The organism is Roseibaca calidilacus, assembly GCF_001517585.1.
Taxonomy (GTDB): domain Bacteria; phylum Pseudomonadota; class Alphaproteobacteria; order Rhodobacterales; family Rhodobacteraceae; genus Roseinatronobacter; species Roseinatronobacter calidilacus.
In genome coordinates this window covers 572,137-596,304 of sequence record NZ_FBYC01000004.1, presented here as the reverse complement: position 1 = coordinate 596,304, position 24,168 = coordinate 572,137, and the positions used below count along the sequence as shown (strand labels likewise).

The window sequence follows — 24,168 nt, the reverse complement described above, 5'->3', positions numbered from 1 at the left end:
GTGCAGCACCCAGACGCCTGGTTGGTGCCCAGGGCTGCCGAAACAGCCCCGAACCATCGATCAAACCGGCTGAGAAGGTTGCAGGATCTCGAATTGCTCCGAAGTTGCGTCCCAAATCGCGAAGTTCTCTGCTGTGAATTCCCCATCACGGGTGTTTACGACCGCGAGGAGATTGAGCTCCAGCTCATCCACCGTAGCATCATCGCTCGACGCCTGCTGGTGTGCCCAGATGGCCGTGACGCTATCGTCGTCAGACGCCGTCACTGCGAAGAGGGTCGAGTTGATAACACCGCTGTCCGTCGTACCCCCAGAGGCCGCATTGAACTCAAAAACGGCTGCCAGCAAGCCTGCGACATCAGCTGCAGACTTGATCTCAGATGCATTGAGAGTGCTCTCTCCCGACCCAACAAGGCCGAATTCAGTTTCACTCAGATCGAACGCAATCTGTGTGTCACCAGCTTCCAGCAACTCCAGTGTGCCATCATTTCCCCAGGTGCTTAGCGCGAGTTCACCCTCAGCCGCGATGAAGTCGTTTGCGATCTGGAAGTTGTTCACCACATCCGGTTCTGCATTGCCACCTGCAACGGAAGTCACCGTTGCATCGTCACTGAACGGGGCGAACGGATCCTTGTCATCGGTGATTTCGAAGTCATCGCCGTTGTCAGCATCATCCGCCAACTCAGTAGCAGACTCTCCCGAAACACCGCCGTCAGCATCGTCATCACTCAGGCTGATTGCCGTCTCGCCATAGGCACGGGCTGTATCAGTAACCGTTGTGTTGTCGCTGAAGGTCAGATCAAGCGCCAGCTCCAGATAGTCGCCACTTGCGCCCGTGGTCGTGATGATGATCTCGCCGTCTTGAGTTATCTCGACCGTATCCACGAAGCTTGCGGACACCACGCCGTCGACCAATTCAGTCAGGTCTGTTTGCGTCCCGAATGTAATTGTCTCCGTTTCTGTGCCGTTACTGACGCTAACAGTACCAGCAGTTACTTCACTAGAACCAAGTATGCCGGATGGAAGGGCATAAACAAACCGTTCCGGCATGGTCGTGCTGCCCTCCAGATTGTCGGTATAAGTGCCGTCATCCGTAATCACACCCGCCGCGCCACCGAAGAGGTCGGCGTCACCTTCATTGGTGTCGGCGTCGTTCTCGCGCGGCGACCCGCTCTCGGCATCATAGCCGTCTTCGGGGTTGGTATAGGTCTGAGTTACACCCTCGCCATTAAAGTCTCCATTCCCATCAATCTCCCCTATCTGAGCGTCGTCACCGTAGAGGTCTTTATCGCCGGTATTGGTATTACCAACCGTATTGTCCTGCGGAGACGCATCAAGCGCATCATAGCCATCGGTCGGGTTGGTATAGGTTTGCTTCACGCCCAGGCCAGTCGGATCACCTTGGTCGTCCTCCCCTATCAAAGCGTCATCGCCGTAGAAATTCGCATCCCCGCCGGTTGACGAATACTGCAGGTCCGTAACGCTGTCATCGGGGTTCTCGTAATCCTGTTTGATCCCGAAACCACCGGTCAACGGGCTATCACCAGCATAGTCAGGTTCGTCATCAGGGTTGTCGCGCGTCACACCCACAGTTTTGGTTTCTTTACCCTCTGTAAGCGTGTCGTTGATGTCGATACGGCCGTCGAGGTCATCGATAGCACCGTCGTAATCTGACCCATCAACCGTAAAGTCGTAGTCATCAACATCGGTCACACCGGTCCCTTCACCGGACGTCCCATCAACGTTATCGGTGAAGGTCAAAACCCCTTCGTCGCGCCCAACCTGATCGGTTTGGATAGTCACATCGGTTGACGAATGAGTGCTTTCGCTCACATAAACGATCTCACCTGCATTCAGCGTTTCGACGAAGCCAACGGCGATCGCCTGATCCGCGCCGCCAGCGCCTGTGGGCGCTGTGACCGTCAAACCCAAGCGTCCGTCATCGACCGTTCCCAGAGTACCGGAGCCGTTACGAGCGGACTCCAGTTCTATGCGGTTTCCGGCCACGGCGACACTCATCAGATCAGTATCTGTACCCGATGTTGCATCACCGAGATTGTGCGATGCCTCGATTGCGTCGGCCAGCGCCGCAACAATAGCTTCCGAACGATCGCCGGAGACACTCGACAGATCGAAGTATGTGCCACTGTAACCGCTTGTGTCATCCGTGAACGCAGCATCACTCCACAGCTTCAGCTGCGTCTCGACACCATCTATGGTCAGGCTGATCACCGTCCCAGCAGGTACTGAGGAGGCCGAGTCGAGCGTGTTGGTGAATGCAACTTCAACCTGCTGAGCCGAACCCGCGGCGGCGTCTTCGGTTTCATAGGTATAGCCGCCCAGGTTCATCTCATCCGGCCCATCATTGGCACCCGTCAGGGTCAGCTCGTTGTCACCCGAGTCAGCGTTGAATTCAACTGAACCCACCACCGACGCAATTGCCTGTACTGGCGCCTGAATGACCGAGATCGACAGGTCTGACGCAGATACTTCCAGAGATGCGCTACTGCCGTCGGCAGAGGTCACAATTTCGAGGCCGGCATCGGTTAGCGCGGCGCTGGCATCAGACCCAAGGGCGTTGTTGATCGCCGCAATATAATCAGTGACCGTTCCCGGCGATGTCGTCGGATCTGGCGCGGTGTAGGAACCCGTGATCGGCGTGCCGTCAACCACAATGCTGAAATCATATTGCCCCTCTGCCAAGCTTGCGTCCGGATCGACCCCCTGGAATTCAGACAGAGTGATGGATGCGCCCGTGGCAGCTTCAAAAGCCACCTCATCTACCCCAAAGACCGGATCTTCAACTGCCTGACCAACGCGGAAGTTGAACGAAGACGCATCCTCAACCAAAACCGCGTTATCAAAGTCGATCTGGACCTGAGCGCCGGTCGCGACACTTGTCGCCACCAGTGCTCCGTCAGTCCCATCCCAGGCAAAGCTTACTCTACCCTCAAACGGTGAACCGGTCGCGTTCAGCGCCGTTACGACTGCGTCAATATCGCCCGAGAAACCGGACTGCGCTGTTGCCGTTATCGGCTGAAGCCCGTTTGCATCACCGATATCTAGGCCTAGTGTGATGGAGTAGCCTTCGAATGTCGGTATATGCGCGTTGCTGAACGCAATGGCCAGTTCGGCAGGCGTTGCAGCTTCAAAGGCAACTTCCGCCGTCCCCTGATCACTGGCCGCAGCGTTGGCGATGATCGTTTCGGCAAAGTCCGTCCCTTTCAGACCGAGCGTTAAATCGCCACCGAGGCTCGCGGTTGTGGAAATCGCGGAGATAACGACGTCCCCATCCACCAAAGCCGCCTGCACATGCTGGCTGAGTGTGGCATCACTGTTCAGATAATCCACGAAATCCTGAACCGTGCCGCCCTGCCCGGGCTTTTCTGCCAAGGCAGGCGTAAAGGCAATCGCAAGCTCGGTATCAGTGCCGCCCTCGGTTACCGTGAGCGTACCAGTGATCGTGTCAGATGCGAGCAGCGTATCAGCGGCCAACCCGTCTACGCCACCGTCGAAGATAAGACCCTGCGGACCTTCGGTAGTGATGTAGCTGCCGATGTCTGCGCTGACGTCAAAGGTAGAAATCGCAGAGGAACTGGAGGAGTTTTCAACAAAGGTATTGTCATCCTTAAGTTTTACCACGTGTGATGTGCCACCTGTATCCGCCGCCGATACAAGCAACAATTCTCCAGAAGTAACGCTGCTTCCAGCCGAAACTTTCACGCCTTCGGCAGTCTCCACAATCAGGCGGCCGTCTTCAAAGAGAATTTCACCAAGTTCACCAACTGCCGAGTTATTAAGAGTTTCATATTCTCCCAGCCAGGAATTAAGCATCGATATCACATCTTCCAGGCTAGACGCAGCCATCACAATGGTAGGCTCGGTGTCTTCAGTCGCCTCGAACAGATTATTATTATTATCAGATATCCGAAGTACCGTTTCCCCTGAACTTGACAAGGAAAACTGTGCCGAGATTCCGAGCGACGTGCCGTCTTTGTCAAAGGTAAGGCCAAGGGTGAAGACTACGGTTGCATCCGAAAGCTCAAGAACATCCTCGACGACCGTTGACAGCGCCGGGTCAATATCGATGCGCAATACATCGCCGTCAGCGGGTGTTGCGGTCAATTCATCAAATTGACCCAACTCCAAAGATGCGGAGTTCCCATCGGTGATTTCAAGCAGATTGCCGCTTATGACTTGAGGGATGGTGAATTCATGCAGCTGCAAATCGCGTGCGTCAGACGCCTCGATTGTAGCAACAACGAACTTTTCGGCCGCCGCATCAAAGGAAATTGTGCCCAGATCACCGGACGACTTACCACCGTCCGTGGTGTTATTCGCGTTCCCTGTCGTTCCGTTTTCCCACTCTGTCAGGCGCGCGTTGAGCTCTTGAGCCAACTCGGCGAAAGACACGGGCCGATCAACCTCATAATCGAGCCGGAAGTTGAATATAGAGGCTGTACCGTCGTTAGCCGAGAAATCAACATCCACGACCACAGTACTACCCGCTGCAACCATATTGGTGAGATCTACATCATCGCCAAGCGGGATCTCCGCAGACGCAAGGTTTGGAACACGATCTCCAGTGGCCGTCGGGTAGTCTAGGTAATTAAAGAAAGGGTGTGCTCCACCTACCGAGCCGAGGATGACGTCGTCGTTCGAGTCCAAACCATAGAAAGCAGTTCGATCAGATGCGACGCTATCCGAAAACTTGTATTCGACGAAACGGTCATTTGACGTCGAAATATTCGGCGCCTTGGGGGACAAACTTTTTGCGTCTTCAACCTCGATCCTAATAAATTTTTGATAGCCAAACCCAACTGGGCTCGAAATACTTACCAAGTTTTCAACACCAAGTGCCTGCTCAGTCGCATCAACCCAATCAGAAACAAACTCAACAGCACTTGTGTAATCCCATTCAGAACTGGGCAGCGCAGTCGGTGTTGTTATTCCTGAAAAGTCTACGGTTTCCACTGAACCATTTTTATAGACTGTGATCGTCTCTTGAACATTGGCTCCGCTTGGGTCCCCTTTTACAAAGAATTCATAGACAACATTGTTATTATCTGTGACGGAAAAGGCGACTTGAAAATCACCTATGCTGTCGAAACCGATATCGTCACCAGCCTGAATGCCGGTGGTGGTAGAAGCACCGTTTACAGCAGTCAAAGAGATGTCACTCATCGCAGCAGTCGTGAACGATTGCACAGAAAGCGTAACGCCCTGGCCTTCAGCCTCCGTTTCAAGTGTAAAGTTAGATGTTATGTAATCTCCGTTGGAGTCCGTCGCGACTCTAACACCATAAGGCGACAAAAGAGCGTCCAACTGCACCGGCCAATCTGGGTTGACTGTACCGTAATCAACATCACCAGTAAACATAAACGTTTCTTCGATGACAGTTGTCGTTCCGGTGTATGTATCCTCGACTTGAATTTTTATAAAGTAATTCAAACCAGCGGAAATGCTATTGCTCCACGTAAAGGAAGATGTATCGGTAAGGTTGAGAACCGCAGGATCGGCACTGGCCCCTTCAGACAGCGCCTGATCGGCAAGGCTTATTGCTACCGGTTCGCCTGCAACTTCTACAATAGTCCCATCTGCCTGATAGAAATTCGCCAGCGCAAAATCCTTCACCGTTATGCTGGCGTCACTCCCGCTCGCGGTTGACGTGACCACGATTTCGTTGCGCGCTGCATCATAGGTGATGGTGCCCAATGTCGGGTCCGACAGGCCATTGTTGAGCGCGTCAACCAGTTCCGCCACCGTGGCGCGGCCATCACCGCCAAAACCGGTCGCATCAGACCAGTTCAAAACAACAGTTGCATCATCGGTCCCGTCCGAAATCACGATCTCGGCCAGTACGGTGGACAGCGTGTTCGTGCCGTCATTCGCCAGAATGGTGCCGGCGGTGACGTCATCGGGCAGTGCTATGCGCACCTGCGCCGGCACATCGCCACCTGCTGCCGCAACGTCAATGGTGTCATATACACCATCACGCGCGTCAATCACCGCCTGCGCCAGGTTGCGCACGCTTTCCGCTTCGGTATTGCCGGCATCAGCATAGACCTTGGTGCCGTCGATATCGACCCAAAGCTGGGGCTGGTCTTCAACCTCGGCAATGGCAAGCGGAACAGCGCCATCGGTCAGTTGCAACGTGCTGATCTGAGCCTGCGCCTCAACACCCGTGAACACCTCGGTGATATCGATTTCGCCAAAGCCATCTTCGGCAGCTTTCGCCGTGAAGATCAGCGAGGCAGACACGCCGTCGGTTCCAATATCAGCCGGGAAGTCCAGCTCCACCGTGCCTTCAAGCTTGTCGCTGAGTGCCGTTGTCGCAGCGATCTTCTGTTCGACCGCTGCCTTCAGCGCATTGAGCGTCGCGACGGCATCACGCGCAACCATGGCCACCTCGACAGGCTCACCATTGATGGTCAGTCCGATCTTTCCGCCATCGTAATAGTGGTCGTTCAGCGCACTGAACATCGCACTGGCCTGCTGGGCTGTTGATTGTTCCGTGATGGTGGCCGCGCTGATCAAGAATTGTTCCTCGACCTTGTCAGCTGAGGTCAGTGTCAAGACCCCCGTGGAGGTATCCAGCGACGCAAGCTGAAGGACATCGCTCCAAGCTGTCTCATTCGCAATCTTGGAATTTATTTCGTCAACAAGGGCATTCAGCGTTGCGTCTGCATCGCCAGCGGACATCGTGAGTGTCACAGACAGATCAGAGCCTGTATCGTTGCTGTCGGAGGGCGTTGGATCAATGGTAAGGCTGACCTCCCCCCCGGTGTAGTAGTCGTTATTATCCGTGCTGAACTCTGCCGTCGCAATCTGCTCGCGGCCTTGGTAGTCAAGCGTGACATTCGACACTTTGAACACTTCGGGCGCGGCCACAGCGGATTCGAGTGTGATGGTCATCCCATCGCGAGAAACTGAACCGATCACGCCCTCCAAACCACCCGAGGCCATCTCGGCCTCGATCGCGTCCACCAGCGCCTGAGCGGTAGGTTCACGCGGATCGGCGGGGGGTATCACATCTGGCTCGTTCATTTTCTTTCCATCTTCCGTAAAGAAATATGAGCCAAGTGCGTCGGGTCCCTCCAAAACAAGTGTGCCATTAGTATAGGCCGCACTTGTTACAAACCAGTCAACCAGCTCAACGTCAGGCGCAAATACAACCTTCATTTGATCGTTGGTGGTAACTTCGGTTGAAACCACCTCTGCCAAACTCTCAATCCAGTCCGCCAGATCTTGGGTCGTAGCTGAATTTGTTGGGAGATCTTGCAAATCACTTACAGTATCGAAGTCCACCAAGACCTTCGCGTTATCTGTCAGATATTTTACAAAGTCTGTCTCATCATAAGAAATACCATCAATAGTCAACGAAATAACAAACGCTGACGTACTATTAAAACCAATCCCAGCGCTGGCATCTTCAAGCGGACTGGGCGTTCTACCCGCTTTGAACAACAGGGTTAACCCCTCAACCACCATCGGTGCTTCGATGTTCACGACAGTCCCATCATCGGCCTTTTCAATGGCGAGATAAACCTTGCCACCGTCATAATAGGCTTCCGCCCCGCGGCTTGTTGGGGAAAGATCGTAGCTCGCGCCATCCGCATAGGTCATGCTGTGGGTTGGGCTGTCCAGCAGGCTGATCGTCGAGATCTGTTTGATCCCCTCATAATCCAGCGTGACATCAGAGATTGCGAAGGTTTCCTCACCGGCTTCCTTAGCCGTCAAGGTGATTTCGCCGGTTGCGCTATCGAAAGTTGCAGATTCGATCAGGCCATCCAGACTACCGCTCGACGCCTGAGCGTTGATTTCATCGACGAGTGCCTGCCTCGTCATAGCAGCAAAATCCGTCTGTGGGGTGGCGGTGGGATAATAGTATGCAAAGAAATTGTTGTTAGCGCTGTCTTCTGCCTCAACAAAAATCTTAGCAACCCCCTCATCATACGCCTGAGAGGACAGCTGGATTTTTATCTTTCCGTCCGTCTCGTTAAAACTGGCGCTATCGATATATGGGTCTTGCGTAATACGTGACAAGAATTGATCTACGGTCTCATTGGCTTGCGTAACAAACAGAGAGCCAACTTCATTACTGGTCGAACCATCCGAATAGACCATACCATTAGACTTCAGAAGGATGAACGCAAAGAAGTTTCCAGTGGTTTCGAGTTGGGTTGGACTATCCGTGAACACATGACTGCTTGTCAGGCCTGTTGTGCCAACCTCGACGCTCAGCGTGGGGGACGCCACCATATCCACGGAAACCAGCGTATCAGCGTCACTCTCAAGATCAGTGATCGTAAGATGCGCCTTACCACCCTCGTAAAAGATCTCCGCCCCGCGGGTAATAGTATCACCATCGGTGTTGGCATCGTAGACGTTATCGGCATCCGCTTCGAGCTTGAACGTCGCCTTTTGCTGTACGCCCTGATAATCAAGCGTGACATCTGAAATTGCGAAGGTTTCCTTGCCCGCCTGGGCGGCTGTCAGTGTGATTTCGCCGGAGGCGCTGTCGTAAGACGCGCTTTCGATTAGGCCATGCAAGCTTCCTCCGCTCGCAGCCTCGGCATTGATCTCCTCGACCAAAGCTCGCGATGTCGCAACACTGGCATCCACAGAAGCGGTACTTCTGTCAAATGCAATCTGCCCACCACCAGTAAAGCTGAACGTCGGATTGCCGACTAAGTTCGTGGTGGATATCTCGATACCTGGAGCCGCCTCAATTCTAATCTTGCCAGCATCAGCGCCATCAGCCACGATCTCAGCTGACTTAATTCTTGGATCGCTTTCCAGTTCCGCAAGAATTTGCACAACGTTCTTTCCCGAAGTGAAGACCGAGACATTACCACCACCCACAAAGCTTACACTGAATGGACTGTTGCTGAAGGTGTCGGTGGCCAAAACTGCGCCAGTTGTTTTGCTGTAGTAAAATACGGTTGAGATACTCTCGCTCATATCCACAGAAACCAGCGTATCAGACCCACTTACAAGATCAGCGATTTTAAGATAAACCTTGCCGCCTTCAAAATACACATCAGCCGCGCGCGTCGGAGTATCCGCCGTGCCGACACCGTTTACATGAATATCAAAGCTGTATTCCGAATACTGTGTCGCTGTATCCAGAGAGAAAGTCGCTTCCTGCTTGGTGCCCGCATAATCCATCGACGCCGTCACGTTCAGCGGGTCAGGTTCCTCGGTGTTGGCGGTGATGATTAAGTCGGGAGACGTTACCGTGAACATATAGTCCAGACGATTCTGCCCTAGTCCAGTTAATGCGTCCCCCGAATATGCTATGGAGTCGCCTGTCGCAACAACCTCAATGGCCTGTGAATCAGCGTTATAGCTTGCCGTGAAACTAAGCTCCGGACGGCCGTGGCCAAGGCTCCAGGACGTTGGATCCGTGAACTCATTCAAAGCTGCAACAAAATCCCCTACTGAGGCGAATTTGAAGTAATCTGTCCCATCAACGCGAACCAATTCTGGCCGGATCGAAGTAGCGAGACCGTTAACAAATGTTTCAGTTAAAGACCATGAAAAGAGGCCTGGTTGCGAAGTTGTATCGAGAGTCCCATCGCCATTGCTTTGATAAGCACTACCGCTTATTTTAAATTCCTGGAATGGAACAAATTTTACGAAGAACTCTTCGGTCGCATCAACGCCTGTCAAATCAAAGCTGACAGTATCTGTTGATTGAACAACAGAAACGACGGTCTCCTTCTCATCAGACGTCACCACCTTAACGCTTTCGACGATTGGAAGTTGAGCATCCTCCCCAAGAGTCACTGTTGCATTTGCAACATCTAGGACAGAATTACCACCAACCTGGAAATCGAATTGGTCAACTTCGATTGATATACTGGACCCAGCCTCATCAGCCTCGATGATGAGCGTCTGAAGACCTGTGTCAAAAGACATCGTCGCTTTGCCATCGAACTTCGTATTGAAACTATCAATCAGCGAGGCAAGGGTGACCCCATTCTCAAGCTGAGGATCACCATCCCCGTCAGTACCAATATTGGGGACTACGCTCGGATCCGAATAGTTCTCACCTGTCCAATTGGCTGTGATATCAGCACCAGGTGTTATACCGGTAGCACCATCGGTAACCAACTTGTAACTGCCAGATGAATCTGAACGGATAATCATACCCGTCACGCTTCCATCGGTCCAAACGCCTTGGAAGTGGTTGAAACTATTGGGATAAATTCCTGACACGTTGCTGGTGTCTGAGACATTATCTAGGTCAACCATGTCATTTTGAAGTGGAAAATCTTTAAAATACTCACCGTACCCCACTGTTCCGTTGAAACGCAATTCATCAAAACTCTGCGAGTTTATAGCTCTAACTGTGCCCGTTACTGTTTTGTCAATCAGCGGTGATCCTGAATCAGAAATCCATGCCGATCCATTCCAAGAAATGTTGGTAACATGGGTAAAATCAAAGGTGATTGGCCCAGTAAGGGTCGATTGGTTTGGCTCCCACAGCTCACCGTCAACCAGAATTTTCAACTTCGTCGAAGAACCGTCAAATGCTGTGGTTTCTGACAAAGTCCCACCAAGTGCCGCAGTATCAACACCAATGGAGGAAGTCGCCGAAATCGGCAGCTGTGCTGCCTGAACTGCCATTTGCAAATTTGTAACCGATGCCACTGCATCCCCAGCCACCATGTCGGCTTCAATGGTTTCACCAGCAACCACTACACTCAAGGTACCGCCTGCATAGTAATCAGCATCATCAGCGCTGAACGAAACCGTCGTTTCCTGCTGGGTCCCGTTCTGATCGAGTGTCGCTGCGTCGACAGTGAAATTTGCATTTGTCTCGCCACCAACATCCGCGCCCACAAGTGTGATCGATGAGCCACTCACCTGTACCAAGGACAACAAGCCGTCAGTGACTGTTCCGCCCGCGCCATATGTGGTTTCGATTACATCCTTCAGAGCGTCCAGAGACGCTGCAACATCAACGCTTCCATCCGAGTCATACTGAACCTGCGCAACGAGCGGGGTGTCACCATTGATCTGAACGCTCATTTCGCGCACAAATTCGGTCGTATTGGTTCCGTTCGTGGCCGTCGGCCAATCCGATGAATTCGGGAAGGTGATGGAGACCTGTTTGGCAAGGCCAGGGTTGACGATTGCTGGATTGGTGCCGTCGCCGGCTTCCACATTCAACGTCCCCGTTCCAACGAGACGGATTGTACCCGAAGCCGGATCGACCGAGCCACCTTCGATAGGCGCACTCTGCGCCGTCAGTTCGTCAACAAGCCCTTGAAGGGCATCCTGAACGCTATCGCCCGGGTAGGCCGTGACGGTGTAAGAATAGGCGGTGCCGTTGATCGTAAGGCTGAGCACCGTGCCTTCGCGGTAATCCTGTTCATCATCTGAGAAGGTGACAGAAACAACCGGAATGCTTTGGCCTTCATAAATGGACTGATAGATAACCGTATCGCTCGAGCCATCTTTCCAGGTCAGGTTGATCGTATCACTACCAAGACCACCGATGATGTGTGTATCGACATCCGCGCTGTCGATAGTGTCGTTGCCTTCATCACCATCCACACGGATCGTTTGCTCCTGCCCGGCAAAGGCGAACATTTGGATATGGTTGTCCAACTCGTTACCTTGGATCTCGTCCGGCGCGACAACCGCATTGATTTGAGCCTGCAGATCCTCAATCAGTGCATAAAGCCCCGAAGCTGCGACCGCATTGCCTTGCCCATCAACCGAAGCAGGTGAACCAACCTCATTTTCGAGCGCATCCAGTTCAGGATTGCCACCCGCATTGAGCGACGAAATCGCCGCCTTCAGACCAGCAATCGAGTTTTGGGTCGGCTCATTGCTCGTATTCCCAGGAGCGTCCGTGTCATCAAGGATCAGAGCAAGGCTCGTATATTCACCGCTGCTCGCAAAACCCTGAATCTGTGCCTCAAACGACGAGATCGCGCCGGACACATAAGTTTTAACCGCCTGAGACGTCGTTGTTTCAAGAGCCGTGAGACGGGTCACAAAATCCGTGGCATCCGCCCCCGACCCTGCCAATTCATCAAGGCCAGCAAGCGCTTGAAGCTTGCTCACTGCGTCGCTCAGATCCTTGATCGATGCAAAATCATCGTTGCCAATGATCAAATTGCCCGTTGAACCGTCGCGTGCGTAGCCAGACAGGCTATCTTCAAGCGCTTCAACCGCGCTATCAATCGAAGTTTCGATCAGCGCATAAAGGCCCGTGGCTGTTCCGTTGTTGTCCTCAGCCTTGAGCCCGACCTCGTCCTCAAGCGCATCGAGGTCAGGATTGCCACCCGCATTGATCGATGCAATCGCCGCCTTCAGACCAGCAATCGAGTTCAGAGACGGCTCGCCATCTTGGGTCGAGGCGCTGTCATCCAGAATCGCCGCCAGGCTCGTATAATCAGTGCTGCTCGCAAAACCCTGTATCTGCTCCTTCAGCGTCGTGATCGCGCCGGACACATAAGTTTCAACCGCCTGAGACGTCGTTGTTTCAAGAGCCGTGAGACGGGTCACAAAATCAACAGCATTCGCCCCCGAACCCAATTCATCAAGGCCCGCGAGATCTTGCAGCTTGTTCACTGCTTCGCTCAGATCCTTGATTGTCGCAAAATCATCGCTAGCAATGATCAAATCGCCCGACGTCGCATCACGCGTATAGCCTGACAGGCTAACCTCAAGCGCTTCAATCGCGCTATCAATCGAAGTCTCAATCAGTGCATAAAGCCCCGAAGCTGCGACCGCATTGCCTTGCCCATCAACCGAAGCAGGTGAACCAACCTCATTTTCGAGCGCATCCAGTTCAGGATTTCCACCCGCATTGAGCGACGAAATCGCCGCCTTCAGACCAGCAATCGAGTTTTGGGTCGGCTCATTGCTCGTATTCCCAGGAGCGTCCGTGTCATCAAGGATCAGAGCAAGGCTCGTATATTCACCGCTGCTCGCAAAACCCTGAATCTGTGCCTCAAACGACGAGATCGCGCCGGACACATAAGTTTCAACCGCCTGAGACGTCGTTGTTTCAAGAGCCGTGAGACGGGTCACAAAATCCGTGGCATCCGCCCCCGACCCTGCCAATTCATCAAGGCCAGCAAGCGCTTGAAGCTTGCTCACTGCGTCGCTCAGATCCTTGATCGATGCAAAATCATCGTTGCCAATGATCAAATTGCCCGTTGAACCGTCGCGTGCGTAGCCAGACAGGCTATCTTCAAGCGCTTCAACCGCGCTATCAATCGAAGTTTCGATCAGCGCATAAAGGCCCGTGGCTGTTCCGTTGTTGTCCTCAGCCTTGAGCCCGACCTCGTCCTCAAGCGCATCGAGGTCAGGATTGCCACCCGCATTGATCGATGCAATCGCCGCCTTCAGACCAGCAATCGAGTTCAGAGACGGCTCGCCATCTTGGGTCGAGGCGCTGTCATCCAGAATCGCCGCCAGGCTCGTATAATCAGTGCTGCTCGCAAAACCCTGTATCTGCTCCTTCAGCGTCGTGATCGCGCCGGACACATAAGTTTCAACCGCCTGAGACGTCGTTGTTTCAAGAGCCGTGAGACGGGTCACAAAATTCGTGGCATTCGCGCCCGACACTGCCAATTCATCAAGGCCAGCGAGATCTTGCAGCTTGTTCACTGCTTCGCTCAGATCCTTGATTGTCGCAAAATCATCGTTGCCAATGATCAAATTGCCCGTTGAACCGTCGCGTGCGTAGCCAGACAGGCTATCTTCAAGCGCCTCAATCGCGCTATCAATCGAAGTCTCAATCAGTGCATAAAGCCCCGAAGCTGCGACCGCATTGCCTTGCCCATCAACCGAAGCAGGTGAACCAACCTCATTTTCGAGCGCATCCAGTTCAGGATTGCCACCCGCATTGAGCGACGAAATCGCCGCCTTCAGACCCGCTATCGAGTTTTGGGTCGGCTCATTGCTCGTATTCCCAGGAGCGTCCGTGTCATCAAGGATCAGAGCAAGGCTCGTATATTCACCGCTGCTCGCAAAACCCTGAATCTGTGCCTCAAACGACGAGATCGCGCCGGACACATAAGTTTCAACCGCCTGAGACGTCGTTGTTTCAAGAGCCGTGAGACGGGTCACAAAATCAACAGCATTCGCCCCCGAACCCAATTCATCAAGGCCCGCGAGATCTTGCAGCTTGTTCACTGCTTCGCTCAGATCCTTGATTGTCGCAAAATCATCGCTAGCAATGATCAAATCGCCCGACGTCGCATCACGCGTATAGCCTGACAGGCTAACCTCAAGCGCTTCAATCGCGCTATCAATCGAAGTCTCAATCAGTGCATAAAGCCCCGAAGCTGCGACCGCATTGCCTTGCCCATCAACCGAAGCAGGTGAACCAACCTCATTTTCGAGCGCATCCAGTTCAGGATTTCCACCCGCATTGAGCGACGAAATCGCCGCCTTCAGACCAGCAATCGAGTTTTGGGTCGGCTCATTGCTCGTATTCCCAGGAGCGTCCGTGTCATCAAGGATCAGAGCAAGGCTCGTATATTCACCGCTGCTCGCAAAACCCTGGATCCGCTGTTCGAAGAGCGCGATAGCCTGATCGACAAACCGGCTGACGGTCAGCTCGATGTCTTGCGGCGACACTTCGATAGATTGGGTAGCTCCAGATTCCTGCAAGATGAACGACTTCGGACCGGTAGCAGGATCTTGCAACTGCACTTGACCAAGCAGATGCGAAACCGCCAAATAACCTTCCAGCAGATCACCGTCAGTCGGCCCCATACTTACGACAAGGTCTCCCACGCCGGCAAAGGAGGTCTCAGCCTCCAAGGCTTTAACGAACTGGTCATAGGTGATGATCAGAGTGGAGTTGATCTCAACGGTTTTACCGATACGGGCGAGGGTCGCACCTGTCAGATCGACCGTGCCGTCGCTAACGATGATGTCACCAAAGTTCAAATCGATCGTACCAGTTATCGCGACCTTCTGCTCAACACCCGCGCGCTCGTCGCCGTCCATGTCAAAGATGAGGTTGCCGGTGATATCGATGTCGAGCGCGAAAGATCCATGATCTGTCGTAGTGGAGGAAGCTGTACCCACAAGCGCCCACACATTCCCTGTCCCAGCAACCTGTATCTGCGCAAGGTCTTCGATGGTGACAACGAGTGTGACTCCACCGGCAAGATCAATCGTGGTGAGCCCGGTAACATCCACAGGCGCGCTTTCCTCGACATATTCCAGGAGCTTGCCTGCAACATCCTCAGGATCAGCGGTAACCGAGGTGATTTCTGCATCATCTCGATCAAAAAACGCAAATGCACCGCTAACTGTCGTTGCGCCGGAAACAACGGGCGTTACGCCAAAACTGTTAGAATTTTCGTCACTCTCGTCACCATCACCTGAACCATCGCCGTTGCCGACGCTTCCGCCCGAACCACCACCACAAGCCGCCAGCGCCGCCGCCATGAACCCGAAGGTGCCGACGCGTTTAGCAGCCTGAGCGTTCTTGCTGTTCCAAGCCTCGATCAGCTTTTTGAGCGCTTCATCTTTCCGAGCAGGGTTGGAGCGATCTGCTGCGATCTTTGCGGTGAACTCGATATCTTTTGCCATGGTCTACGTCCTTCTTTACGCCGCTGCGCAGCGGCGCTGCTCGGTCATTATGGTGGTTGCGGATGCGGCACCTTGTGGGCTGCGCTTGTGTGGAGTGGCCGCCAATACGACCAAAGCGGAGCGCGCCATGGGCGCCTCTGCGGAAAACTTTTCGGAATGTGACAGTGACGAGATCGTGCGACTTCGTCGCTTTTCAGGCCTGTTGGCCACTTCTGCCAGTGATGCTGAAAATGATGCAGGGCGGAAACAGCATGCAGACACGCCTGTCAGGGACGCTGACAGTGACACCGCGCCACTCGCGCGCGCGAAAAACCAGTCGCAAGCGCCCAAAATGAAGCTTCTGTCATGAAACATGACAGTGACGTTCACTTCGCTCGCTCTCTTTTCTCGTTTTTTATCAATGCTTTGCCGCATTTTTTCCTGCTCTCTTACCGTCACTTTCAGCCTCATCCCCACCCGAAAAGTAGAAAATGACCAAAACTCAAACATTCTCGGCACTACTTAACTGGAACGACAGGTGCATAGAATAACCAAGTTCTATGGTCCAAAGATAACGACTACCTTATTTATTGGGTTTGTCTGGGCTTTGCCGATGTAACCGCACAGTGGCTCTGATGATGTGACCGCCACCCGACGGCGTCTTTGTGCCAAGGTGGGTCTGCGATGATCCACAAAGGAGGACGGTCATGTCGGAGATTATCACGGTCGGGCTCGATCTGGCGAAGAATGTGTTTCAGGCGCATGGCGCTGACGTCTCGGGGCGAGCAGTTCTGCGCAAGAAGCTGAGACGGGATCAGGTGCTGGAGTTTTTTGGACAGCTCCCGGCCTGCGTTGTGGCGATGGAAGCCTCCGGCGGCGCTCATTTTTGGGGGCGTGAGATTGGCAAGCTGGGCCATGACGTTCGGCTAATCCCACCCGCCTACGTCAAGCCTTTCGTGAAGCGGCAGAAGAATGATGCGGCCGATGCCGAAGCGATTTGCGAGGCGGCGTTGCGGCCGACGATGCGCTTTGTTCCGGTGAAGAGCGAACAGACCCAGGGCGCGGCCATGGTGTTTCGCGTGCGCGAGCTTCTGATCCGGCAGAGGACGCAGGCCATAAATTCGCTTCGCGGTCATCTGGCCGAGTTCGGGGAGATTGTGCCGCAGGGGGCAGCGAATGCATCGAAGCTGATTGCACTCGTCAAAGATCCGGAATGCACTCTACCGGCTGATGCCCTCCCTACCCTGAAGGTTCTGGCCTCGACGCTGACGCAGTTGGAGGAAGAGATCACCAAGCTTGATGCCGAGATCGCCCGTCGCGCCAAGGAGAACGACGTGGCGCGGCGACTGATGACGGTGCCCGGCATCGGCCCGCTGATCGCGACGGCCATAGCGACCCTTGCGCCGCCGCCCGAGACTTTCCGTAAGGCTCGAGACTTTGCGGCATGGCTCGGGCTCACGCCCCGGCAGCATTCGACCGGTGGCAAGCAGCGGCTCGGAGCAACGACGAAGATGGGCGAGCGTTCCCTTCGTCGCCTACTGATCATCGGCGCCAACAGTGTCATCATCAAACGTTGGACCTGTCGCGGTTTGGTGCCGCTCCTTTGATAGCGTAATGTGCAGCAAAGGAGATGACTCATGGGCACAGGAAGAACGGACGAATTTCGTAAAGATGCGGTGCGAATTGCACTGACAAGCGGGCTTTCGCGACAGCAAGTTGCGGATGATTTGGGCGTTGGCAAATCGACGCTGAACAAGTGGGTGACGGCGCATCGAGATACGGACGTGGTCTCGTCTGAGGATCGCGAGCTTGCTAATGAGAACGAACGGCTTCGGCGCGAGAACCGCATCCTCAAGGAGGAGAGGGATATATTAAAAAAAGGTCGTCATTGATTGCGCCATTGGTTCGAGCAACAATGGCGACCAGTTCTTCGCGAGCCAAAAGCCGTGAGGTTCAGGTTCGTTGAAGAACAGCGCGGGGCTTTCCCGGTCGATCGGCTGTGTCGGGTGATGAATGTCAGCCCCCGCGGATTGCGGGCGTTCCGCAGCCGTCCGGCCAGCCGCAGGCAGCGCATGGATATGGTGGTTCTGGCGCATATCAAGGAGCAGTCGCGCCTGAGCCTGGGCAGCTATGGCCGCCCACGAATGACCGAAGAACTGAAGGAGGTCGGTGTCGATGTCGGGCACCGGCGCGTCGGTCGCGTTCGACAGGAAAACGATCCCCCGGATCGTTTTCAGAACCTGTCTCACTGCGCGAAAACGGGATTACCGTTGAAAGAACGCGCAAGTTCAAGGGTAAGGAGGATCAGGAAACGATCCAGTGGATCGTTTCCCCGACGTCCAGACAGCGATCATACGTTCAACATCGCCCCGAACCTGCTGGATCGCGACTTCAAAGCAGATCAGCCGAACCAGAACCGTAGGTCCGCGCAGCGAAATGGGCTGGCGACATCAGCTACATCTGGACCCGTGAGGGTTGGCTGTATCTGGCGGTGATCCTCGATCTGCATTCCCGGCGTGTCATTGGTTGGGCAGTCAGCAATCGCATGAAGCGTGACCTGGCGATCCGGGCCCTGAAAATGGCCATCGCCTTCCGAGCGCCACCCAAAGGCTGCATTCATCACACAGACAGGGGCAGCCAATACTGTTCGCGTTCGCCATTGGGCTCGAACCAATGGCGCCTTCAATGGCTCACTACCAGAAGATCCTGCGCGAACACGGGTTCAAGGTGTCGATGAGTGGGAAAGGGAATTGCTACGACAACGCCGCAGTCGAAACCTTCTTCAAGACCATCAAGGCCGAACTGATCTGGCGGCGCACTTGGGAAACGCGTCGACAGGCCGAAACCGCCATCTTTCAATACATCAACGGCTTCTATAACCCTCGACGCCGACATTCAGCATTGGGCTGGAAAAGCCCGGTCGCTTTTGAACGGAAGGTGGCTTAAACGAGAACCTGGAGCGGCACAAATACGCGACAGGTCCACCCTTAGATACCATCAATTGATGCCGCTTTCAGCACTCGTCGTCGCCCAACAAAACAACAGAGATCTTTGTTGTGTTTTAGCGGCCTTAAAATTTAACGTAGGCACAAGGTTATCGGAGTAAACTGGTCACGCAACATTTCAAGCGTAGCTCCCTGGCCATAGCGCTCTCGAGACAACCTATGGCCAAGGCAATCTCGTCTTATTCTATCATCAATACCCGCCGACAGCATTCGGTCCTCCCATGAATGCCTTAGCGAATACATGCTGTGATCTGGACTTTCCAAGAGGCCATGAGCGCGCAGGTATTTGTTCACCGTAGCCGAAAGTGCCGCGCTATCCCGGTAGCGGGGAAACCCGTCAGGGAATTGCTTGAACGCCTCAAGGCTGACGCCGAGAAGCGGGATCTTCCGGCGCGCATATTGGCTCTTGAGCTGACGGCCAACAGGCTCGATGCTGATGTGAGGCACGGCATGGTCCAGCCTGATCTGGGCCGCCGTAAGCGAAGCGCCTTCGCTGGGCCGGTAGCCCGTATTCACCATGCCTAAAAGGATCGCACGGGCCTCTGCGTTCAGCCCGTCGAGCGCGCCGGGCGCCAATAGCTTGTCCTTGATCCAATCCACCGAGAAGGCCGGGCGGGTTTTCTTCTCGCATTCCTTGATCGACAGATCGGATAGCGGAAGATCAAGCCCCAGCCGCTTCATCTTGTTCACGGTGCGCAGCACATTGGCGATGTGAATGATGTCCTTGTTCGCGCTATTTGCGGTCAGCCCTTCATTCCTTATGCGATCCATCCACCATTCGCGGAAATCCAGCATGTCATCGGCAGTGAGGTTCTGGATCTCGACATCGCCAATCACGTCGATCAGGTTCTTGATCGCCTTGATCCTTGGGTTGCGCCAGCGCCGGATCTGGTCTTCGCTTTTCCCAACGGTGCGATCATCGGCCAGCTTCCAGAATTCTTTGAGAGATTCCGATAGCGTCAACTTGGGCTTGGGCACCGCGCCCAGAAGCGCGTCGGCCTCCCGGTCGTCTATCGTGCCATCCTTGCGCACCACGGCGCGCACGCGGGCATAGAATTCATCATCTGGCAGCTTCAACACCTTGCTGGATGGCAGGTAACGGTAGCCCCTGATCCCCGCCAGATGCTTTGCCGCGACGAGGCGCTGTTCGTGATCCTCGGTGTCGCCGTTTAGCTTGGCTTCCCATGCTTCCAGCATTTCTTCCCAGACTGCGCCGGCCTTGCGCTTGGCCACGTCTTCAAGGTCGGTATGCAGGCTGATCCAGACGTATTCGCGCGGCTCGATGTCAGCGAACCGGCGCGGGACGCGCTTTCGGAAGTGAAGGGTGCCATTGCGATTCACGAATTTCATGGCCGGATTGTGCCCCGAAAAGCGCGGCCGCCGCAAGAGGCTAAATGTGCAGCATTTTGGGTCGAATTGTGCAGCAAGGATCGCCCGCGTCGCCCGATCGGATCTGTTTTAGCCTTATTTTATTGGTGTTTGGTCTAAAAATCTGGCGGATGGGGTGGGATTCGAACCCACGGTAGGCTTTCACCTACGCTGGTTTTCAAGACCAGAGCCTTAAACCACTCGGCCACCCATCCGTTCGCGCGGTGCTAGCGCGACTATGCGGGCGGTGCAAGATCTGTTGCGCGGGTTTTGGCTGGACAATTGGTTTCTGCGCGGTCATCTGTGCACATGTGAAGCATACCCCAGAGGAAACCGCCCATGCCGACCGCGCCAACCCTTGGAAACTGGATCGGGCTTTATGCCCTTGGTCTTATCTGGGGGGCCTCTTTTCTGGGCGTGGCGCTGGCGCTTGATGGCTTTGGTCCGGTCAGCATTGCTGCCGGGCGGATCGCGTTGGGGGCGCTGACGCTGGGCGCGGTGGCGCTGATCGCGCGCATCCCGCTGCCGCGTGATCCGGTCATCTGGGCCTTTACCGCCGCCATGGCCGTGCTGTCGAACGCCCTGCCCTTTTTCCTGCTCAGCTGGTCGCAACAACATGTCTCGTCAGGCTTTGCGGGCATCACAATGGCCGCGATCCCGCTATTCGTGATCGGGCTGGCGCATGTCTTTGTGCCGGGCGAGCGGCTGACCCGCGCCAAGGCTGCGGGCTTTGCCATCGGGCTTTTGGGCGTGGCCGAGCTGATTGGGCCGGGGGTGCTGCGCACCACCGGCTCTGCACTGGAAAGCGTGGCGAAGCTGGGCTGTCTGGCAGCGTCCCTCAGCTATGCTGTGGGCGCGATCGTGACGCGGCGTTGCCCCTCGGTGCACCCGGTGGCATTTGGGGTCATGGCGCTTGGCATTGCAAGCTGTGTCATGGTCCCGCTGGCTTTGGTCACCGAAGGGGTGCCGACCGCACCGTCCCAACAGGCCATGGGCGCACTCATATACCTAGGCCTGCTGCCCACCGGGTTGGCAACGCTTATTCTGGTGGGTATCATCCGCAGCGCAGGCCCAAGTTTCTTGTCGCAGGTCAATTATCATGTGCCGGTCTGGTCGGTCATCCTTGGCGTGGTCGTGCTGTCCGAGGAACTGCCGGGCCGATTTATACTTGCGCTGGCCATCATCATCGGCGGGCTGATGTATAGCCGCCGCAAACCGGTTCAGCCTGTGCCCGCCGCATGATACCTTGCTGCTATGTGCGGACGTTTTGCCCTGACCTTGCCCGATGACGCGGTCGCGCGCCTGTTCGACGCGCGGCTATCCAATGACAGCGCCACCGCACACGGCCAGAATATTTGCCCGACGCAGCCGGTCCTGACCATCCTTAGCAGCAAGGGCCAGCGCCATGCCGGGCCAATGCGCTGGGGCTTTCTGCCGCATTGGTACAAATCCGAAACCGATGGGCCGCTGTTGATAAATGCGCGCGCCGAGACGATTGCCACGAAACCCGCCTTCGCACAGGCGGTGCGGGCGCGGCGGTGCATCATCCCGGCAAGCGGGTTTTATGAATGGACCAAAGACGCCGATGGCGCGCGGCTGCCGTGGTATATCCGCCCGGAGCAGGGCGATCTGCTGGCCTTTGCAGGCGTCTGGCAGGTCTGGGTTCAGGGCGATACGCGCCACGCCACCTGCGCCATCGTGACCTGTGCCGCCAATGCCGCGCTGGCCCATATCCATCACCGAATGCCGGTGATCCTTGCGGCGCAAGACTGGCCGAAATGGCTGGGCGAAGATGGGCCGGGCGCGGCCCCGCTGATGCAGCCCGCCCCCGAGGACAGCTTGCGGTTTCACCGGGTTGGGGTTGCCATCAATTCCAACCGGGCCAGCGGTGATACGCTTATTGACCCGCTGGAGGGGTGAATCTTCTCTGGCCTTGGCGACCGTTTTCCACCTATCCTTGCGCAAACGCACCTGCACTGGAGATATGCCATGCGCGCCCTGTTCCTGACCCTACCCGCCGCCCTTGCCCTGACCGCCTGCATAGAATCCGATATGGATCTTACCGTCTTGGGCGAGGATGAGGCCCGCGTCACCGGCTATATTCAGATGCAGCGCCAGATGTTCGAAATGGCAGGGCAAGACCCATCGTTCTGCGATGAAGAGGGCGGCACCTTCACCCTGACCGACACCCATGCGCGCTGTGACATCGACAAAACCGGCACATTCGCGGAAATCATGGATGATGGCGGCGCGGATGCCCCGCAAGACATGCAGGCCGAGCTTGTCCATCTGGACAGCAACCGCGTGCGTGCGCTGATGCCTTTTGCGGCCATGTCCGGCCAGATGGATGATATGGCATCGGACCCGCAGGCCATGGCCATGGCGCAGCAGATGATGGCGGGGCTGTCGGTCAGCTTTTCCGTGACCGGGGCCAATATTGAAAGCACCACTGGCACGCTGTCGGAAGATGGCAAGACCGCGACCGTCACGCTGACACTGGACGATCTGCTTGCCCCGGAAACGCCGCTTCAAGACTTTGAGACCATCGTCACCTATTAAGCGGCCCGCGCCCCGGCTGCTGGCCGGGGCGTGCCCTTACACCCCGGCCGTGCGCAGATATCCCACAAGGGCTTGGGTTGACCCGTCCTTGCCCGACGCGTCGGCACCTTCCAGCACCGGGCCAAGCGCGGTCGCCAATTCCTTGCCCAGTTCGACCCCCCATTGGTCGAACGAATTGATGCCCAGAATCACCCCTTCCACGAACACCCGGTGTTCATAGAGCGCCACAATCTGACCCAGCGTGAAGGGCGTCAGCTTGGGGTATAGCAACATGGTCGAGGGGCGGTTGCCCGGAAACACCCGGTGGCGGGCCTGTCGGTCCAGTTCGGCCCCTGTCAGCCCCTTGGCAGCCATGATCGCGCGCGCTTCGTCAAGCGAACGGCCTTTCATCAACGCCTCTGCCTGTGCCAAGCAATTCGCGGCCAACAAGCGGTGCTGATGCGCCAAATCAGGTTCATGCCCTTGGGCGGCCAGCAGAAATTCACAGGGCACGACCCGCGTGCCTTGGTGGATCAACTGGTAAAAGGCGTGCTGGCCATTGGTGCCCGGCTCCCCCCAGACCACGGGGCCGGACTGGCGGCCAAGGTCTTCGCCATCCATGCCCACGCGCTTGCCGTTGCTCTCCATCTCCAACTGTTGCAGATAGGCGGGCAGCCGCGACAGGCGTTGGTCATAGGGCAGCACCGCGCGGGTGGCATGGCCGCATAGCTGGTTGTGCCAGATGCCCACCAGCGCGAGCATGACCGGCATGTTCTGCGCAAAGGGCGCTTCCACGAAATGCGCGTCCATCGCGCGCGCGCCGGCCAGAAAACGCTCGAACCGGACCGCACCAATCGCGATCATCAGGCCCAGCCCGATCGGCCCCCACATGGAATACCGCCCACCGACCCAATCGGCAAAGCCGAACACGCGTTCAGGGGCGATACCGAAAGCGGCGGTCTTGTCGGCGGCGGTGGACACGGCGGCGAATTGGGCCGCAGGATCGGCCACTTTCTGGGCCATCCACTTGCGCGCGGTTTCGGCATTGGTCATCGTCTCGATGGTGGTGAAGGTCTTGGAGGCCACGATCACCAAGGTCGTGGCCGGGTCCAGCCGCTCCAGCGTGTCGCCGATATGCGCGCCATCCACATTGGACACATAGTGCAGCCGCGGCCCGTCATGGAACGGCTCTAGCGCCAGTGTCGCCATGGCCGGGCCAAGGTCGGACCCGCCAATCCCGATATTGACCACATCGGTAATCCGCCCGCCCTGCCCCGTAAATGCGCCAGAGCGCACGGCTTCGGCAAAGGCATAGGCGCGGGCGCGGGTCTCGCGCAGCGCGGGCATGACATCGACACCGTCCAGCTCGATCACGGCGGCATCATCGGCGCGCTGCGCGATATGCAGCACGGCGCGGCCCTCGGTCTCGTTGATCTTCTCGCCCGCGAACATCGCGTCGCGCTTGGCAGCCACGCCCTGCGCCTGTGCCAGCGCGATCAGCATGTCGCGGCATGTGGCGTCAATATTGGTCTTGGAATAATCCAGCAGCATCTCGCCCGCTCGAATGCTGAAATCGGCTGCGCGGTTCGCGTCCTCGGCGAACAGCTCCAGCATATGCCGTGTGTCGGTGGCGCGCTGGTGCTTGGCCAAATCGTTCCATGTGCTCATTGTCTTTGTCCCTCGATTCGCGTCATCTTGCCCC

At 55.8% G+C, this 24,168-nt stretch carries 7 protein-coding genes, 1 tRNA gene and 2 pseudogenes; 5 read left to right on the top strand and 5 right to left on the bottom strand.

Annotated elements, in window-relative coordinates; translation table 11 throughout:
• Positions 1–60 precede the first annotated feature (60 nt).
• Together AWT76_RS06395 and AWT76_RS16690 are read right to left on the bottom strand one after the other, a co-directional pair.
• Complete coding sequence (locus AWT76_RS06395) at positions 61–15,576, bottom strand: beta strand repeat-containing protein (protein WP_072245610.1); 15,516 nt, start codon at positions 15,574–15,576, stop codon at positions 61–63.
• A gap of 15 nt (positions 15,577–15,591) precedes the next feature.
• Positions 15,592–16,065 (bottom strand): hypothetical protein, encoded by a 474-nt coding sequence (locus AWT76_RS16690; RefSeq protein ID WP_141655898.1) that lies wholly within the window; start codon positions 16,063–16,065, stop codon positions 15,592–15,594.
• 197 nt (positions 16,066–16,262) lie between these two features.
• Between AWT76_RS16690 and AWT76_RS06385 the strand changes: the two are divergent.
• Both AWT76_RS06385 and AWT76_RS16685 read left to right on the top strand, forming a co-directional pair.
• Positions 16,263–17,129: pseudogene (locus AWT76_RS06385) on the top strand (IS110 family RNA-guided transposase); the annotation flags it as partial.
• A gap of 63 nt (positions 17,130–17,192) precedes the next feature.
• Positions 17,193–18,501: pseudogene (locus AWT76_RS16685) on the top strand (IS3 family transposase).
• Between the two features lie 131 nt (positions 18,502–18,632).
• Here the strand turns inward: AWT76_RS16685 and AWT76_RS06370 are convergent.
• Positions 18,633–19,910, bottom strand: a complete 1,278-nt coding sequence (locus AWT76_RS06370) for a tyrosine-type recombinase/integrase (RefSeq protein WP_072245606.1) — start codon at positions 19,908–19,910, stop codon at positions 18,633–18,635.
• Between the two features lie 143 nt (positions 19,911–20,053).
• Positions 20,054–20,143, bottom strand: a tRNA-Ser gene (locus AWT76_RS06365).
• A 124-nt stretch (positions 20,144–20,267) separates the two neighbouring features.
• Between AWT76_RS06365 and AWT76_RS06360 the strand changes: the two genes are divergently transcribed.
• From AWT76_RS06360 to AWT76_RS06350, 3 genes are all read left to right on the top strand, one after another.
• Entirely contained in the window at positions 20,268–21,170 is a 903-nt protein-coding gene (locus tag AWT76_RS06360; protein WP_072245605.1) for a DMT family transporter, read from the top strand.
• Positions 21,171–21,182: 12 nt separating this feature from the next.
• Entirely contained in the window at positions 21,183–21,848 is a 666-nt protein-coding gene (locus tag AWT76_RS06355) for an SOS response-associated peptidase (protein WP_072245604.1), read from the top strand.
• Positions 21,849–21,917: 69 nt separating this feature from the next.
• The gene (locus AWT76_RS06350; protein WP_072245603.1) at positions 21,918–22,487 is read left to right on the top strand and encodes a hypothetical protein; all 570 of its coding nucleotides are present in this window, start codon (positions 21,918–21,920) and stop codon (positions 22,485–22,487) included.
• A gap of 36 nt (positions 22,488–22,523) precedes the next feature.
• Here the strand turns inward: AWT76_RS06350 and pgi are convergent, their stop codons facing one another.
• Entirely contained in the window at positions 22,524–24,134 is a 1,611-nt protein-coding gene (pgi, locus tag AWT76_RS06345; protein WP_072245602.1) for a glucose-6-phosphate isomerase, read from the bottom strand.
• Positions 24,135–24,168: the final 34 nt, after the last annotated feature.